14 protein-coding genes and 1 tRNA gene are annotated in these 17,275 nt (G+C 67.6%); 10 read left to right on the top strand and 5 right to left on the bottom strand.

Translation table 11 applies throughout. The annotated features are described in order from the left end of the window. Positions 1-218 precede the first annotated feature (218 nt). The 10 genes from thrS to H8B22_RS02160 all read left to right on the top strand — a co-directional run bounded on the left by thrS (position 219) and on the right by H8B22_RS02160 (position 9,609). Entirely contained in the window at positions 219-2,120 is a 1,902-nt protein-coding gene (thrS, locus tag H8B22_RS02205; RefSeq protein ID WP_187712501.1) for a threonine--tRNA ligase, read from the top strand. 75 nt (positions 2,121-2,195) lie between these two features. Beyond that, positions 2,196-2,717, top strand: a complete 522-nt coding sequence (infC, locus tag H8B22_RS02200) for a translation initiation factor IF-3 (protein ID WP_187713493.1) — start codon at positions 2,196-2,198, stop codon at positions 2,715-2,717. 447 nt (positions 2,718-3,164) lie between these two features. After that, the gene (gene rpmI / locus H8B22_RS02195) at positions 3,165-3,362 is read left to right on the top strand and encodes a 50S ribosomal protein L35 (RefSeq protein WP_027083463.1); all 198 of its coding nucleotides are present in this window, start codon (positions 3,165-3,167) and stop codon (positions 3,360-3,362) included. 12 nt (positions 3,363-3,374) lie between these two features. Then, positions 3,375-3,734, top strand: coding sequence for a 50S ribosomal protein L20 (gene rplT / locus H8B22_RS02190; protein ID WP_187712500.1), 360 nt, complete (start codon positions 3,375-3,377; stop codon positions 3,732-3,734). A gap of 253 nt (positions 3,735-3,987) precedes the next feature. Then, positions 3,988-4,998 (top strand): phenylalanine--tRNA ligase subunit alpha, encoded by a 1,011-nt coding sequence (gene pheS / locus H8B22_RS02185; protein WP_187712499.1) that lies wholly within the window; start codon positions 3,988-3,990, stop codon positions 4,996-4,998. A 113-nt stretch (positions 4,999-5,111) separates the two neighbouring features. Continuing rightward, entirely contained in the window at positions 5,112-7,499 is a 2,388-nt protein-coding gene (gene pheT, locus H8B22_RS02180; protein WP_187712498.1) for a phenylalanine--tRNA ligase subunit beta, read from the top strand. A gap of 33 nt (positions 7,500-7,532) precedes the next feature. Further along, entirely contained in the window at positions 7,533-7,835 is a 303-nt protein-coding gene (locus H8B22_RS02175; RefSeq protein WP_187712497.1) for an integration host factor subunit alpha, read from the top strand. Beyond that, positions 7,828-8,184: a MerR family transcriptional regulator gene (locus H8B22_RS02170; RefSeq protein WP_187712496.1), complete on the top strand. Its 357-nt coding sequence runs from the start codon at positions 7,828-7,830 to the stop codon at positions 8,182-8,184. The genes H8B22_RS02175 and H8B22_RS02170 overlap by 8 nt, the downstream gene beginning before the upstream one ends. 198 nt (positions 8,185-8,382) lie before the next feature. Next, a tRNA-Pro gene (locus H8B22_RS02165) sits at positions 8,383-8,459 on the top strand. A gap of 148 nt (positions 8,460-8,607) precedes the next feature. Further along, positions 8,608-9,609 (top strand): TraB/GumN family protein, encoded by a 1,002-nt coding sequence (locus tag H8B22_RS02160; protein ID WP_187712495.1) that lies wholly within the window; start codon positions 8,608-8,610, stop codon positions 9,607-9,609. A gap of 24 nt (positions 9,610-9,633) precedes the next feature. Here H8B22_RS02160 and ppx read toward each other — a convergent pair whose 3' ends face one another. From ppx to H8B22_RS02135, 5 genes are all read right to left on the bottom strand, one after another. After that, positions 9,634-11,163, bottom strand: a complete 1,530-nt coding sequence (ppx, locus tag H8B22_RS02155; protein ID WP_187712494.1) for an exopolyphosphatase — start codon at positions 11,161-11,163, stop codon at positions 9,634-9,636. A gap of 80 nt (positions 11,164-11,243) precedes the next feature. Then, positions 11,244-13,364, bottom strand: a complete 2,121-nt coding sequence (gene ppk1, locus H8B22_RS02150; RefSeq protein WP_187712493.1) for a polyphosphate kinase 1 — start codon at positions 13,362-13,364, stop codon at positions 11,244-11,246. Next, positions 13,361-14,734 carry a phosphate regulon sensor histidine kinase PhoR gene (gene phoR, locus H8B22_RS02145; protein ID WP_187712492.1) on the bottom strand — a complete coding sequence of 458 codons (1,374 nt, stop codon included), beginning with the start codon at positions 14,732-14,734 and terminating at the stop codon, positions 13,361-13,363. The genes ppk1 and phoR overlap by 4 nt, the downstream gene beginning before the upstream one ends. Positions 14,735-14,860: 126 nt before the next feature. Then, on the bottom strand, positions 14,861-15,568 hold the full coding sequence (gene phoB / locus H8B22_RS02140; RefSeq protein WP_187712491.1) for a phosphate regulon transcriptional regulator PhoB: 708 nt from the start codon (positions 15,566-15,568) through the stop codon (positions 14,861-14,863). A 127-nt stretch (positions 15,569-15,695) separates the two neighbouring features. After that, on the bottom strand, positions 15,696-17,222 hold the full coding sequence (locus tag H8B22_RS02135) for a M48 family metalloprotease (protein ID WP_187713492.1): 1,527 nt from the start codon (positions 17,220-17,222) through the stop codon (positions 15,696-15,698). Positions 17,223-17,275 lie beyond the last annotated feature (53 nt).

Here is a 17,275-nt window from a genome sequence, read left to right as displayed (position 1 = left end):
ACGACACAGGATCAAGGTGGCCCGCGGCAACCCGTCGGCCGAGCGTGCGACATGAGCACTACCACCGCCCATTGCTGAAACGCCCCGAGGTCCCGTCGAACGGCGCCCTCGCGGCGCCGTTTTCGTTTCCTTCCGCCCGATTCACGTAGGAGCGCCCGATGGGCGCGACACGGTTCCGGTTCCGGCCGGACCGCTCCTACCCAGCCTTACGGTTTCCCATGATCGCCATCACCCTTCCCGACGGCAGCCGCCGTGAGTTCGACAATCCCGTGACCGTTGGCGACGTCGCCGCCTCCATCGGCGCCGGCCTGGCCAAGGCCGCGCTCGCCGGCAAGGTCGACGGCAAGCTGGTCGATACCAGCTACCGCATCGACAACGACGCCGCGCTCGAGATCGTCACCGACAAACATCCTGACGCCCTCGACGTGCTGCGCCACTCCACCGCGCACCTGCTGGCGCAGGCCGTGCAGCGCCTGTTCCCCGGCGCCCAGGTCACGATCGGCCCGGTGATCGACAACGGCTTCTATTACGACTTCGCCTACGAGCGCCCGTTCACGCCGGAAGACCTGCCGGCGATCGAGGCGGAGATGCAGAAGATCGTGAAGGAAGCCCTGCCGGTCTCGCGCAGCGTGAAGTCGCGCGACGATGCCGTCGCCTTCTTCAAGGGCATGGGCGAGGCCTACAAGGCCGAGATCATCGAGTCGATCCCGGCCAACGAAGACCTGTCGCTGTATTCGCAGGGCGAGTTCACCGACCTGTGCCGCGGCCCGCACGTGCCGGGCACGGACAAGCTGCGCGCGTTCAAGCTGATGAAGGTCGCCGGCGCCTACTGGCGCGGCGATTCCAACAACCAGATGCTCAGCCGCATCTACGGCACAGCGTGGCTGAACGACAAGGACCTCAAGGCCTACCTGCACCAGCTGGAAGAGGCCGAGAAGCGCGACCACCGCAAGATCGCCAAGCAGCAGGACCTGTTCCACCTGCAGGAAGAGGCCCCGGGCCTGATCTTCTGGCACCCGAAGGGCTGGTCGGTATGGCAGGTCGTGGAGCAGTACATGCGCCGCGTCTACCGCGAGACCGGCTACGGCGAAGTGCGCTGCCCGCAGATCCTCGACGTGTCGCTGTGGAAGTCCTCGGGCCACTGGGACAACTACAAGGACAACATGTTCTTCACCGAATCGGAGAAGCGCACCTATGCGCTCAAGCCGATGAACTGCCCGGGCCACGTCCAGGTCTTCAAACAGGGCCTGCACAGCTACCGCGACCTGCCGATCCGCTACGGCGAGTTCGGCGCCTGCCATCGCAATGAACCTTCGGGCGCGCTGCACGGCATCCTGCGCGTGCGCGGCTTCACCCAGGACGACGGCCACATCTTCTGCACCGAGGACCAGATCGAGGCCGAGGTGACCGCGTTCCACCAGCAGGCGATGAAGGTCTACTCGGACTTCGGCTTCAGCGACGTCCAGCTCAAGATCGCCCTGCGCCCGGAACCGCGCCTGGGCGACGACGCCACCTGGGACAAGGCCGAGGGCGCCCTGCGTTCGGCCCTGCGCGCCGCCGGCGTGGAATGGGAGGAGCTGCCGGGCGAGGGCGCCTTCTACGGCCCCAAGATCGAATACCACCTCAAGGACGCCATCGGCCGGACCTGGCAGCTGGGCACCATGCAGGTCGATTTCATGATGCCGGGCCGCCTGGGCGCCGAATACGTCGACGAACACAGCCAGAAGCGCCATCCGGTCATGCTGCACCGGGCCATCGTCGGCTCGATGGAGCGTTTCATCGGCATCCTGATCGAGCACCACGCCGGCCATTTCCCGCCCTGGCTGGCGCCGGTGCAGGCCGTGGTCGCCAATATCACCGATGCCCAGGCCGATTGGGTCGAGGAAGTCCGGAAAACCCTTGCGAATCAAGGCTTCCGGGTCCAGTCCGATTTGCGGAACGAGAAGATCGGCTATAAGATCCGCGAGCACACGCTGCAGCGCGTGCCGTACCTGCTAGTGGTCGGAGACCGCGAAAAGGAAAACGGCATGGTCGCGGTGCGTACGCGGGGAGGGGAAGATCTCGGCACGATGTCCGTTGCTGATTTCGCCCTGCGTTTGCGCAGTGAGAGCGTCCAGTAGCGTTTGATAAATCCCGGCCGCTCGGACGGCCGGCACCGCCCTTCTAGCGAGGGGCGACCTCTTGGAGATTGCAACATCAGTACCCCCGAAAAGCCGAATCGAAAGAACCAGGAAATTCGCGTACCCCGTGTCCGCGTCATCGGTAGCGATGGCGAGATGATCGGCGTGCTCACGCGAGATGAGGCCCTGAGCCAGGCTCAGGAAGAAGGCCTCGACCTGGTCGAGATCCAGCCGAATGCGGATCCGCCGGTCTGCAAGATCATGGATTTCGGCAAGTTCAAGTTCGAGATGCAGAAGAAGGCGAACGAGGCCAAGAAGAAGCAGAAGCAGGTCGAGATCAAGGAACTCAAGTTCCGGCCGGTCACCGATGAGGGCGACTACCAGATCAAGATGCGCAACATCCGCCGCTTCCTCGAGGAAGGCGACAAGGTCAAGGTCAACATCCGCTTCCGTGGCCGCGAAATGAGCCACCAGGAGCTCGGTCGCGAGATGGCGGCCCGGATCGAGGCCGACCTGGGTGACGAAATCGTCGTCGAGTCGCGCCCGCGCCTGGAAGGCCGGCAGATGGTCATGATGATCGCGCCGAAGAAGAAATAATCGGCCATAGGCCGATACCGACTGTTCCCCTCTCCCCGCCCGCGGGGAGAGGGCAAAGGGTGAGGGGAGGGCGCCGCAAGGCGCCCTTCGCTTTTCGGGGACAGCAAAAGCGCGCCCTCATCCGCCCTCCGGGCACCCTCTCCCCGCTAGCGCGGGGAGAGGGACCGCGTTGCGCAACAACGCAGGGTGAGGGGCTGTCGCCCCAGGCGCCCACCCCACCGCCCCTAACCCCCGGAATTGCAAGGAAAAGCATCTCCCGGCATAATGCGCGGCCCGGTTCGCCGGGTTGTTGTTTGCAACACTACGGAACCTGTCGCAGATCCCTTCCGGATCAACGACTTACAAGCCGGCACGGGCAGGACGGAAAGACCGCCAGGACTTCGCGACGCAGTCGCAAGGACCCCGGTGGCGCCCAGGCCAGTCATCGAAATCCGAAAGGACATCGCAATGCCCAAGATCAAGACCAATCGGGCGGCGGCCAAGCGCTTCCGGAAGACCGCTTCCGGCAAGTACAAGTGCGGCCACGCCAACAAGAGCCACATCCTCACCAAGAAGGCGACCAAGCGGAAGCGCAACCTGCGGCAGACGAACCATGTTCGTGCCGAGGACGCTGGCCGTCTGGACCGCATGCTTCCGTATTTGTGAGGAGACTGAAAAATGGCACGAGTTAAGCGTGGTGTGACGGCACGAGCCCGCCACAAGAAAGTTCTGAAGGCTGCCAAGGGTTACTACAACGCCCGCCGCAAGGTCTTCCGCGTCGCCAAGCAGGCGGTCACCAAGGCGCTGCAGTACGCCTACATTGGCCGCAAGCAGAAGAAGCGCAATTTCCGTTCGCTGTGGATCACCCGCATCAATGCGGCGGCCCGCATCAACGGCATGAGCTACAGCCGTTTCATCAACGGCCTGCTGAAGGCCGGCATCACCCTCGACCGCAAGGTGCTGGCGGACATCGCCGTGCACGACGCGAAGGGTTTTGCGGCGCTGGCAGAGAAGGCGAAGAGCGCACTCGCAGCGTAAGTTGATCGGCCGACCCTCCGCACCGCGGATCGTCGGACGCACAACGCAATACACGCATGGGGAAGGGCGCAAGTCCTTCCCCATGTTTCGTTTTGGCTAATGCTTTTCTGCCGTCTTCCCGGCGCATGCCGGGATCCAGCTGTTGACCTGGCTTGTGCTTCACGGCAAGCGCACAGCGCAATCGACGGGTGCAAAGGCAAAAGCTGGATCCCGGCATGCGCCGGGATGACGACTTCAAAGTTTCGAGGTTCGAATGAGTGGAATCGAATCACTGACGCAGCAGGCGCTGGCCGACATCGCCTCGGCGGAAACGCCTGACGCCATCGAATCGCTGCGCGTGGCCCTGCTCGGCAAGAGCGGCAGCGTCACCGCACAGCTCAAGCAGCTCGGCGCGCTGCCGCCGGACCAGCGCAAGACCGCCGGCGAAGCGATCAACCAGGCGCGCGACCTGCTCACCGCCGCGCTGCACGAACGCAAGGTCGTGCTGGAAGACGCCGCGCTCGACGCGCGCCTCGCCTCGGAATCCATCGACGTCACCCTGCCGGGCATCGACGCCGTGCGCGGCGGCCTGCACCCGGTCAGCCGCACGATGGAGCGCATCGCCGAGATCTTCGGTCGCCTCGGCTTCGAGCTCAGCAACGGTCCGGAAATCGAGGACGACTGGCACAACTTCGAGGCGCTGAACTTCCCGCCGCACCACCCGGCGCGCGCGATGCACGACACCTTCTACTTCCCACCGGACAGCAGCGGCGCCGCCCGCCTGCTGCGCACGCACACCTCGGGCGTGCAGGTGCGCTACATGCTGGGCAACAAGCCGCCGCTGCGAATGATTGCGCTGGGCAAGGTGTACCGCAGCGACAGCGACCAGACCCACACGCCGATGTTCCACCAGTGCGAAGGCCTGCTGGTCGACGAGCATGCGAGCTTCGCCGATCTCAAGGGCACGCTGGCCGAATTCGTGCGTGCGTTCTTCGAGCGCGATTTCGAGATGCGCTTCCGCCCGAGCTACTTCCCCTTCACCGAGCCGTCGGCCGAAGTCGACATCGCCTGGCAGCAGCCGGACGGTTCGACGCGCTGGCTGGAAGTGCTGGGCTGCGGCATGGTCCATCCGAACGTGCTGCGCAATGTCGGCATCGATCCGGAGAAGTACACCGGCTATGCCTTCGGCCTGGGCGTGGAGCGCTTCGCGATGCTGCGTTACGGCGTCGACGACCTGCGCAGCTTCTTCGAGAACGACGTGCGCTTCCTGAAGCAGTTCGCCTGAGATGCCGTAGCCCGGGTAAGCGAAGCGCACCCGGGGCTCTTCGTGATGAATGCCGCAAGGCTCCCGGGTGCGCTGTGCTTACCCGGGCTACGTGAAACGGGATATCCGAAAAGATGAAGTTCTCCGAAAACTGGCTGCGCCAGCATGTGCCGACCACCGCGACGCGCGATGAACTCGCCGCGACGCTGACCGCGATCGGCCTCGAAGTCGAAGACATGGCCGTGCTCGGCGAATCGCTCGACGGCGTGGTCGTCGCGCAGATCGTCAGCGCGGAGAAGCACCCGGAAGCCGATCGCCTGCAGGTCTGCCAGGTCGATACCGGCAACGGCATCGTGCAGATCGTGTGCGGCGCGCCCAACGCGCGTACCGGCCTGAAGGCGCCGCTCGCCACCGTCGGCGCGAACCTGCCCGGCGGCATGGCGATCAAGGCGGCCAAGCTGCGCGGCGTCGAATCCTTCGGCATGTTGTGTTCGGCCAAGGAGCTGGGCGTCGATCCGGATGCCTCGGGCCTGCTCGAACTGCCGGCCGATGCGCCGGTCGGCGCGAAGCTCGCCGACTACCTCGGCCTGCCCGATGCAACGATCGAACTGAAGCTCACGCCCAATCGTGCCGACTGCTTCAGCGTGCGCGGCATCGCCTTCGACGTCGCCGCCGCACTCGGCAGCGAGGTCAGGCCGCTGGAGGCTACAAATGTGCCGGCGCGCAGCGACAGCGTCGTCGCCGTCGAACTCGCCGCGGGCGCCAAGGTGCCGCGCTTCGCCGGTCGCGTGATCGAAGGCATCGATCCTTCCGTCGCGACGCCGTCGTGGATGGCCGAGCGCCTGCGCCGCAGCGGCGTGCGTCCGATCAGCTTCCTGGTCGACGTCACCCAGTACGTGATGCTCGAGCTCGGCCAGCCGATGCACGCGTTCGACAAGGACACGCTGGAAGGCACGGTCGTGGTGCGCCCGGCGCGCGCAGGCGAGGCGCTCACGCTCCTCGACGGCCGTAACGTGGCGCTCGACGACGATTTCCTCGTGGTCTCCGACAGTCGCGGCGGCCAGGCGGCACGCGCGGTCGCGCTCGGCGGGATCATGGGCGGCTTCGATACGCGCGTGACCGATACGACGCGCAACGTGTTCCTCGAAGCCGCGCACTGGGTGCCCTCGGCCATCATCGGCCGCAGCCGCAAGCTCGGCATGCACACCGATGCCGGCCACCGCTTCGAGCGCGGCGTCGATCCGGAACTGGCGCCGCTCGCAATCGAATACGCAACGAAGCTGATCGTCGACATCGCCGGCGGCGTGCCCGGCCCGATGATCGACGTGGTCCGCACCGACGACATGCCGAAGCCGCAGCTCATCGGCCTGCGCCGCGAACGCCTCGCGCGCGTGCTCGGCGTGCGTGTGGTTGATGCGGAAGTCGAGCGCATCCTGCGTGCGCTGGGCCTGGGCGTGGAGATGACCGGCGAGGGCTGGCGCGTGACCGCGCCGACGCGCCGCTTCGACCTGGCGATCGAGGAAGACCTCATCGAGGAAATCGCCCGCATCCACGGCTACGACGCCATTCCGACCACGCTGCCGTCCGGCGCCGCGCGCCTGGTCGCGCCGACCGAAACCCGCATCGACGAAGGCACCGCGCGCCGCCAGCTGGCCGCGCGCGACTACCTGGAAGCGGTGAACTACGCCTTCGTCGACGCCGACCTGCTCGCGAAGTGGGGCGTCAGCGACGGCGCCGTGCCGCTGGCCAATCCGCTGAGCGCGGAGCTGGGCGTCATGCGCACCGCGCTGCTGCCGGGGCTGGTCGCCGCGCTCGCGCGCAACGCCGCGCGCCAGCAACCGCGCGTGCGCCTGTTCGAGCTGGGCAATGTCTTCGCCGCCAATGCGACGGACGCGCCGCTGGAGACCCAGCGCATCGCCGCGGTCGCCTGTGGCCTGGCGGACGCCGAACAATGGTCCGGCAAGTCGCAGCCGGTCGGATTCCATGACCTCAAGGGCGATCTCGAAAGCCTCGCTGCCACTGCCGGCGCCCGGCTCGAATACCGGGCCGTGCAGCCGGCCTGGGCGCACCCGGGCCGCTCCGCCGATGTCTACCGGGAGGGCGTGAAGCTGGGCTGGATCGGCCAGCTGCACCCGCGCCTGCAGCGCGCGCTGGACCTGGACGTCGAGGTCGTGGCCTTCGAGCTGGATCTGGCGGGCCTTCTGGACCGCGCGGTGCCGAAGGCGCGGGCGCTGTCCCGCTATCCGTCCGTCCGCCGCGACCTTGCGTTCGTCGTCGCCGAAACCACGCCCTGGGCCGCCGTCTCGGCGACCGTGAGACAGGCCGCGGGGCCGTCCCTGCGGGATCTGCTGCTGTTCGACCGCTATGCCGGCAAGGGTGTGGAAACCGGATTCAAGAGTCTGGCTATGGGCTTGATTCTGCAGGAAGAATCCCGCACCCTCACCGATCGCGACGTGGACGCGGCAGTGGCGGCAGTGACCGCCGCGCTGCAGCAGGAACACGGCGCGGTGATGCGCGGATAAGCGGGCGGTTGAGGCAGGCAAGGGGCAGGACTGATGGCATTGACCAAGGCTGAAATGGCCGAGCGATTGTTCGACGAAGTCGGGCTGAACAAGCGCGAGGCCAAGGAATTCGTCGACGCGTTCTTCGACGCGCTGCGCGAGGCCCTGGAACACGGCCGCCAGGTCAAGCTGTCCGGCTTCGGCAACTTCGACCTGCGCCGCAAGAACCAGCGCCCGGGCCGCAACCCCAAGACCGGCGAGGAGATCCCGATCTCCGCGCGCACCGTGGTGACCTTCCGTACCGGCCAGAAGCTGAAGGAACGCGTCGAGGCCTACACCGGAGCCGAGAATGCTTGACCCCGGCAGCAACCGCGAACTCCCGCCGATCCCGGCCAAGCGCTACTTCACCATCGGTGAGGTCAGCGAACTGTGCGAGGTGAAGCCGCACGTGCTGCGCTATTGGGAAACCGAGTTCCCGATGCTCAGCCCGGTCAAGCGCCGCGGCAATCGCCGCTACTACCAGCGCCACGAGGTGCTGATGGTCCGGCAGATCCGCGGCCTGCTGTACGAACAGGGCTACACCATCGGCGGTGCCCGCCTGCGCCTGGAAGGCGACAACGCGAAGGAAGAATCCGCACTGAGTTCGCAGATCATTAGGCAAGTGCGCATGGAGCTCGAGGAAGTCCTCCAGCTCCTGCGGCGGTAAATCTGCAGTTCGCCATTACGGCGCGCTGCGGCGCGTTCAAGGCCTCCGCGCCGGCAAGTGGCCGGTGGCGCGGTGCGGATGGAGCTGGAAGAAGTCCTGCAGCTGCTGCGGCGCTGAGCTTTCGCGGGAATGGCGCCGCGGCTATACTTGCCGCCCAGCTTCGTCCGGCACTTCATCCAGGAAGTGCGGAAAATTTTTCGGGGTATAGCGCAGCCTGGTAGCGCATCTGCCTGGGGGGCAGAGGGTCGTCGGTTCGAATCCGGCTACCCCGACCAATTCGATGAACGACAATGCCCGGCCAACGCCGGGCATTGTCGTTTCTGGTGATGCGGTGCCGGCAGGCAGTCGCCGCCGCGTTTGAACTCGCGCGGCTTTGCGGTGTCAGTCCTTCACCGCCTCGGTGAGGCCAGGGGAGTGCAGCGGATGCGTTCGATGGTGCTTGGAGGTCTGTTCCTGGCGTGCACGACGGTGTCGGCTTCCGCGCAGGAAGCGGCGCCGCATGGCGCGTTGCCGATCCGCGACGAAGCGCCGGTGGTGGTGTCGGGCGCGTTGCCGGGACCCGGGATGTGGAAGGTGTCGGGCAACGGCCACGTCATGTACGTGCTCGGCACCGTTTCGCCCCTGCCCAAGGGCCTGGAGTGGATCTCGCGCGATGTCGAGCAGGTGCTGGCGCAGGCCGGTGAGGTCGTGCTGAGCCCGAGCTACCAGGTCGATGCCGATGTCGGCTTCTTCGGCAAGCTCGCCTTGCTGCCCTCGCTGATCGGCGTGCGCAGGAATCCGGACGACAAGAAGCTGCAGGACGTGGTCCCGGCGCAGTCGTATGCCCGTTGGCTGGTGCTCAAGCAGCGCTACATCGGCCGCGATGGCGACGTGGAGAAGATGCGGCCGATCTTCGCCGCGAACGAGCTGTACCAGGCGGCGATCGAAGACAGCGGTCTCACCGGCCGGCGCATCGTGTGGCCGGTGATCAAGGACGCCATCGATGAGCACGGCATCAAGCTCACCGAGCCGAAGGTGAAGGTCGCGATCAAGGATCCCAAGGCGGCGCTCAAGGAGTTCCGCGCCGGGGCCGTCGGCGATCTCGACTGCTTCGACAAGATGCTGGCGAACCTGGAGACCGACGTCGCCCGCATGGCGCAGCGCGCCAATGCCTGGGCCGTGGGCGATGTCGAGGCCTTGCGCACCTTGCCGCTGGGCGACCAGTACCAGGCCTGCCAGGACGCATTGATGCAGACCTCGGTGGCGCAGAAACGTGGCATCGGCAACGCCGAAGCAGAGGTGCGGCAGGCCTGGCTCGTCGCGGCGGAATCGGCGCTCGCCAACAACACGGTCAGCTTCGCGATGCTGCCGATGTCGGAGTTGCTGAAGGGCGACGGCTACCTGTCGTTGCTGCAGGCGAAGGGCTACACCGTCGAAGCGCCCTGATCCGCGGGCCGGTGCCGCCGCGGCTCAGGCCGCGATGATCTGCAGCTGGATGCCGAGGCCGGCCATGTCTTCGGGTTCGCCGTCGAGGTCCGCCTTCACCAGCGGGCGGGCTTCGAGCCAGCGGCGGGATACCGTGAGGGTGAGCTGGTTGCCATCGGCGCGGAGGTCGAGGCGCGGGATTTCGCCGTTCTCGTGCGAACGGTGCAGCAGCACCGCGAGGCGCAGCAGCGCGGCGCTGCGGCGCGCCACGGCGAGCAGGCGGTCGGGCAGGGCATCGAACGCCGATTTCGGGATGCCGCGCCGGTGCGTGCGGATCAGCGCCGCCAGGAAGCGCTGCTGCTGCTGCGAGAAGCCGGCGATATCGGAATTCTCGACGACGTACGACCCGTGCACGTGGTACTGGCTGTGCGCGATCACCAGGCCCAGTTCGTGCAGGCGTGCGGCACGCATGAGCATCAGGCGGTCGTCGGCATCCATCGACCAGCTCTTCGCCACCTGGTCGAACAGGCGCATCAGCGAATGCTCGACGCGTGCCGCCTGCTTCTGGTCGATCGCGTAGCGCACCATCAACGCTTCGACCGAGGAGTCGCGCGGATCGTGCTCGCCGCCGCGGCCGACCATGTCGTAGAGGATGCCTTCGCGCATCGCCGCCTTGCTCACCGCCATGCGCTGCAGGTTGAGCGCGGCGAAGGCGGCTTCGAGCACCAGCACGCCACCGGCGATGACCGGGCGGCGCTCGGAGGAGAGCCCCGGCAGGTCGATGTCGTCGATGTGGTCGGCCTGCAGCAGGCGGTCGCGCACCACCGGCAGGGCCTCGGCGGTGACCGCGCCCTTGGTGAGCTTCAGCGCGGCGCAGATCTCGCCGATCGCCTTGTTGGTGCCCGAAGAACCGATCACTTCATGCCAGCCCAGCGCGCGGTAGGTGCCGGTGAACTGCTGGAACTGCGCGGTCGCTTCCGTCAGTGCGTCGCGCCACTTCTTCTTCGACAGCTTGCCGCTGGGAAAGAAGCGCCGCGTGCTGGCGACGCAGCCCAGCTGCAGGCTCTCGCGTTCGATCGCCTCGAAGCCGGAGCCGATGATGCATTCGGTCGAGCCGCCACCGATGTCGATCACCAGGCGCAGCTCGCCCGGCTTGGACGGCTGCGCGTGGGCGACGCCGAGGTACACGAGGCGGGCTTCTTCTCGGCCCGAGACGACTTCGATCGCATGGCCCAGTGCCGCTTCGGCCGGGACCAGGAACGACTGCGGCTGCGCGAGGCTGCGCACGGTGTTGGTCGCGATCGCGCGGATCCGCTGCGGTGGAATGTCCTGCACGCGCTGGCCGAAGCGGGCCAGGCAGTCGATCGCGCGCTGGCGCACCGCGGCCTCGAGTCCACCCTTGCCGTCGAGGCCTTCGGCCAGGCGCACGGTCTCGCGCAGGCGGTCGACGATGCGCAACTGCCCGAGCAGGTAGCGCGCGACCACCATGTGGAAGCTGTTGGAGCCGAGGTCGACGGCCGCGAGCAGGTCGCCGTCTTCGAGGGGAAGGCGGGTGCTCGGGTAGAGGTCATTCATGCGTACATGATCCGGCCCGCGGCTCGATCAGGCAATGGAATGGGGATGCAGTACCGGCGGGCCGGCCGCGCCGGCCTCGCCTAGCTGCAGATCTTCGCCAGCAACGCGCCCTGCGCCGAATGCGCCGGGACCCCGTCACCCGGATGCTGGCGCAGGTAGTCGCCGTCGGCCTGCAGTTCCCAGGCGCTGACGTTGTCGAGCAGGTAATTGGCCAGGGCCTCGTCGAAGACCCGCTTGGACAGGTCCGGGTCCACCAGCGGGAACGCGGTTTCCACCCGCCGCAGCAGGTTGCGTTCGAGCCAGTCGGCGCTGGAGCAGAACAGGTCCGGCGCGCCGTCGTTGGCGAACCAGTAGACGCGGTGGTGCTCGAGGAAGCGGCCCACGATCGAGCGCACGCGGATGTTGTCCGAGACGCCGGGCACGCCGGGGCGCAGGGTGCAGGCGCCGCGCACGATCAGGTCGATCTGCACGCCGGCCTGCGAGGCCTGGTACAGCGCGCGGATGACCTGCGGTTCGTTGAGGGCGTTCATCTTCGCCACGATGCGCGCCGGCTTGCCGGCCTTCGCATGCCGGGTCTCGCGGTCAATGCGCTTGAGCACGCCGGCGTGCAGGGTGAAGGGCGACTGCAGCAGGCGCTTGAGCTTGATCACCGGCGCGAGGCCGGAGATCTGCTGGAAGATCTGGTGCACGTCGGCGCCGATGTCCGGGTCCGCGGTGATCAGGCCGAAGTCGGTGTAAACGCGCGCGGTGCCGCTGTGGTAATTGCCGGTGCCCAGGTGCACGTAGCGGCGCAGCTTGCGCCCCTCGCGGCGCACGATCAGCAGCATCTTCGCGTGCGTCTTGTAGTTCACCACGCCGTACACGACCTGCACGCCCGCATCCTGCAGGCGGTCGGCGAGGCCGAGGTTGGCCTCCTCGTCGAAGCGCGCGCGCAGCTCGACCACGACGGTGACGTCCTTGCCGTTGCGCGCCGCCTGCACGAGGTGGTCGACGATCGGCGAATCCTTGCCGGTGCGGTACAGCGTCTGCTTGATCGCGAGGACGTTCGGGTCCTCGGCGGCCTGCTTGATCAGCTCCAGCACCGGCGCGAACGATTCGAAGGGGTGGTGCAGCAGCACGTCGCGCTCGCCCACACGCTCGAACATGCCATCCAGGCCCGTCAGCACGCGCGGCTGGAACGGCGGGAACTTCAGGTCCGGGCGCTGCACCAGGTCGTAGACCTGGATGACGCGGTTGAGGTTGACCGGGCCGTTGATGCGGTAGACCGCGTTCTCGGGCAGGTCGAAGTTCTCCAGCAGGGTGCGCACGATCGGCTTGGGGCACTGCTCGGCGATCTCCAGCCGCACCGCGCGCAGGTAGCCGCGGCCGGCGAGTTCGTCGCGCAGCGCCAGTGCGATGTTGTCGACCTCTTCCTCGTCGACCACCAGCTCGGAATTGCGGGTGACGCGGAACTGGTACGCGCCCTCGACCTTCATCCCCGGGAACAACTCGTCGACGAACGCCGACAGCACCGCCGACAGGAACACGAAGTCGTGCGGGCCGCCGGAGACGTCTTCGGGTAGCTGGATGATGCGCGGCAGCGAACGCGGCGCGCGCACGATCGCCAGGTTGCCGGCGCGACCGAACGCGTCGCGGCCCTTGAGCACGACGACGATGTTCAGCGACTTGTTGAGGATCTTCGGGAACGGATGCGCGGGATCCAGGCCGAGCGGCGAGAGCACCGGCATGATCTCTTCGCGGAAGTAGGTGCGCAGCCATTCGGTCTGCTTGTCGCTCCAGCCGTCGCGATGCAGCACGCGGACGCCGGCGTCGGACAGGGCCGGACGCAGCACGTTGTTCCAGCATTCGTACTGCGACTTCACCAGGTCGGCGGCGCGATCGTGGATGCGCGTCAGCACCGCCGCCGGCGCCAGGCCGTCGGCGCCCGGCGCGAGGCCCAGGTCCTGCGCATGGCGCAGCGTGCCGGCGCGGATCTCGAAGAACTCATCGAGGTTGGTGCAGGAGATGCACAGGTAGCGCAGGCGTTCCAGCAGCGGGATGTGCGGGTCCTGCGCCTGCGCCAGCACGCGGAAATTGAAGTCCAGCTGCGACAGTTCGCGGTTGAAGTAGAGCGACGGATCGCGCAGGCGGTCGGTGTCGTTGCCCGCCTCGTAGCTGCCGGCGTTTGCCGCGGTGGTCGTGAGGTCGGCGGCAGGTTTCATGGCAAGGCGGCTCTCACGTCAAAGGCATCCAGGGATTCGCGCGGGCGCACGCGGTCGGCGCCGAAATGGCAGGAGAACGTGCTGCCGCGGCCGACCTCGCTGGCGATGTCCAGCCGGGCCTGGTGCAGGTTCAGCACGTGCTTGACGATCGACAGGCCCAGGCCGGTGCCGCCGCTTTCGCGGGAGCGGCTGTTCGAGACGCGGTAGAAGCGTTCGGTGATGCGCGGCAGGTGGGCAGTCGGGATGCCGTAGCCGGTATCGGCGACTTCCAGCACCACGCCCGTCTTCTTCGCCAGCGCGCCGCTGTTGAGCCGTTCGGGGCGGTCGTTGCGCAGGCGGATGGTGATGTGGCCACCGGCCGGCGTGTAACGGATCGCGTTGCTGACCAGGTTGGAGAACGCGCTGTGCAGCTCCTTGTTGGAGCCGAACAGGTCGACGCCGGCGCTGTCCTCGACGGTGATTTCGTGCCGGTTCTGGCTCAACGCCAGCGCTTCGCGCCGCAGCGTGTTGAGCATGCTCGGCATGGCGATTACTTCTTCGTGCGCCAGGTGATCCGCCGATTCCAGGCGCGACAGGGTGAGCAGGTCTTCGACCAGCTGCGTCATGCGCTGCGACTGGCGCTGCATCTCGGCGAGCATCGGCGCCCAGTCGGGGTGCTCGGTGGGATCGAGCATGTCGAGATAGCCATGCACGACGGTCAACGGCGTGCGCAGTTCGTGCGAGACGTTGGCGACGAAGTCGCGGCGCATCTGTTCCAGCTGCAGCAGGCGGGTCACGTCGCGCGCGACCAGCAGCCACAGGTTCTCGGAGTAGGGGATCAGGCGCAGGCTGAGCGTGGCCGAGGAATTCCACGGCGAAGTCACTTCCAGCGGATCCGCGTTGCGGCCCGCGGCCAGCCAGTGCGAGAGCTGCAGCGGGTGCAGCCGGTTGGCGAGCGGCGCGCCGATGTCCTGCGGATAGCGCAGGTGCAGCAGGCCGAGCGCGGCTTCGTTGAACCACTGGATGCGCTGGCTGTTGCGCTCGACGACCACGATCGCGTCGGGCAGGGCCGCGGCGGCGGCGCGATACGCACGCAGCATTTCGATCAGGCGGCGCTTGCGGCCGCGCATTTCCTGCTGGCCGCGGTGCAGCAGGCGGTCGAGTTCGTTCCAGGTGCCTTCGCCCAGCGGCGGGGTGTGGCGCTGCCGCGCGGTGAGCCGCATCAGCAGCTTGCGCAACCGCCAGTAGTGCCACGCCACCACGCCCAGCGCCGCCGCGGTGATCACCGGCCAGGGATGCCCGATCAGCAGGCCCAGCAACGCCGCCGCCGCCAGTGCCAGGCCGAGTTGACCCAGGGTGCGGAACCAGGCGGAGCGGGCGCGGGGGGGCATGGGCGGGAATCCGTTCGTTTGAAGCAGGGCGATTGTCAGCGAAAGCCGGTAGTGCGGGGTGGCGCGCTCATCGCAGTTTGCGCCTCGTCGCCGGGACTCGGGTGTTGCTCCGGCCCCGGCTCGACCTCACGCCTCGACCGCCGCGGAGAAGCGGTAGCCCGCGCCGCGCACGGTCTGGACCATGCCGTCGAGCAGGTGCGGTTCCAGGGTCTTGCGCAGGCGGCGGATGTGCACGTCGACGGTGCGTTCCTCGACGTAGACGCTGCCGCCCCACACGTGGTCGAGCAGCTGCGTGCGCGAGTACACGCGCTCGGGGTGGGTCATGAAGAAGTGCAGCAGGCGGTATTCGGTCGGGCCGATCTGCACCGGCTGTTCGCTGCCGTCGGTATGGGCGAAGACGCGATGCGCGGCGCCGTCGATGCGCAGCGGGCCGACGCCGACGCTGCCGTCCTCGTCGTCCTCGCGCGAGCGGCGCAGCACGGCGCGGATGCGCGCCAGCAGCTCGCGGGCCGAGAACGGCTTGACCACGTAATCGTCGACACCCGCTTCGAGGCCGCCGACGCGGTCGTTCTCTTCGCCGCGGGCGGTGAGCATGATGATCGGGACTTCGCGGGTCAGCTGTTCCTTGCGCCAGCGACGGGCCAGTTCGAGGCCGCTGGTGCCGGGGAGCATCCAGTCGAGCAGGATCAGATCGGGCACGCGGTCGGCGATGGCGGCCTGCGCCTCGCGGGCGTCGCCGGCGTGGACCGGGTCGTATTCGCCCTTGCGCAGGGCGAAGGAAACCATGTCGCGGATGGCGGGTTCGTCTTCAACGATGAGAATGCGCTTCTGCACGGGTCACCGGGTCGGGGGACAGGCGGGAAGCCTGACGCCGCACCAGTACACTACCGTTTTGTGACGACTCCGTGACACCGTACGGTTTGCGTGAAACGCTCGTTGCAAGGCTGTCGTCGCTGCTGCATTACCGCCGTTTCAGGTCCTCGTCCTCGATGCCCTGGCGCTTCAGTTCCAGCACCGTCGGCGTGATCGCCGCGATGCGCGCATCGATGCGGGCACGGGCGTAGTAATCGAGATCGTTGCGGCGCTTGAGGGTATTGAGCTGCACCAGCGCGGCCTCGGCCCGGCCGTTCAGGTAGGCGGCTTCGGCATAGGCTTCGCCGGCCCGCACCGGATCGCCCGCGATCTCGCTGGCGCGGGCGAAGACCTCCTGGAATTCCGGATCCTCGGCCGACTGCCCCAGCAGCGGCCGCAGCACCGCCTGCGCGCGCTTGCCGGCGGCGACGGTGTTGCGTTCCGCCAACACGCGCGCATAGGTCAGCGCGGTTGGCCGGTTCTGCGGCATCGTGCGCAGGATCGCTTCGAAGCGGGCATCGGATGCATCCGCCTTGCCGGCCCGCGCCTCGGCTTCGCCCAGGGCAAGCGTGAGCCACAGGTCGCCCGGACGCCGGTCGAGGAGCTCCGCCAGCGCGGTCGCCGCCGCCGCGCCCTGGTTGGCGCGCAGCCGGGCGACGGCCAGGCCGTAGCGCTGCGCGTCGGTGAGCGGCTTGGCCTTGGCCAGGCGCTCGTATTCGCGGATCGCCTCGCTGGGCGAGTCCGCGCTCAGGACCCGCATGCGTTCGCGGGCGTAATCGAACTGGCCGGTGCCGCCGCTGAGCGTCGCCGAGTTCGGCTTGAAGCCGCCGGGAAGCAGCGGGTTGTCGCCGCCTAGGCCGGCATCGAAGCGTGCCGGGGCGCGCGCGATCTTCGCCGCCAGGTCCTTGGCTTCGGCGATGCGCGTGGTGGTGACCGGATGAGTCATCAGGTAGCCGGGCGTTTCGCCGTAATACCCCGCGCGGTTCGCGCGCGAACGCGAATTGAGCGTGCCGAAGAAACCCGCCATCGCCGCCGTGTCGTAGTGGCTGCGCGAGAGCGTCTGGATGCCGATGCGGTCGGCCTCCGATTCGTTGGAGCGGGTGTAGTCGATCTGGCGCTGGTACATCAGGCCCTGGGCGCCGACGATCGCGGCCTGGATGGCATCGTCGGAAGAATTCCCGCCGGCCGCCTGCGCGGCGACGACCGCGCCGAGCATGGCGAGCAGGATCGGGATGCTGTCGCGCTGCGCGCGTTCGACGCCGCGCAGCACGTGCTGCTGGGTGACGTGCGCGATCTCGTGCGACAGGACGGCGGCCACTTCGTCCTCGCGCTCGGCGGCCAGCACCAGGCCCGAGTTGACACCGACGTAGCCACCCAGCGTCGCGAACGCGTTGATCTGCCGTTCGCGCAGCATGAAGAAGGTGAACGGCTGCTGCGGCTTGTCGCTGTTCGCCGCGAGCCGCGTGCCCAGCGTGTCGAGCCAGCTGGCGATCAGCGGATCTTCCAGCGTGTAGTCGTAATGGCGCAGCTGCGCCAGCATCATGCTGCCGTATTCCTGCTGCTTGCGCGGCGTCAGCAGTTCCCCGGCCGAGGAGCCGATGTCGGGCAGGCGCGATTCCTGCGCGCCTGCGCACATCGAGCCCAGGGCGAAGACGAGAGCAGCGGAGAGCAGGGCGATGCGGCGCAAAT

It is taken from the genome of Lysobacter terrestris (genome assembly GCF_014489475.1).
GTDB lineage: Bacteria > Pseudomonadota > Gammaproteobacteria > Xanthomonadales > Xanthomonadaceae > Agrilutibacter > Agrilutibacter terrestris.
This window is presented reverse-complemented; position numbering and strand designations above follow the sequence as displayed.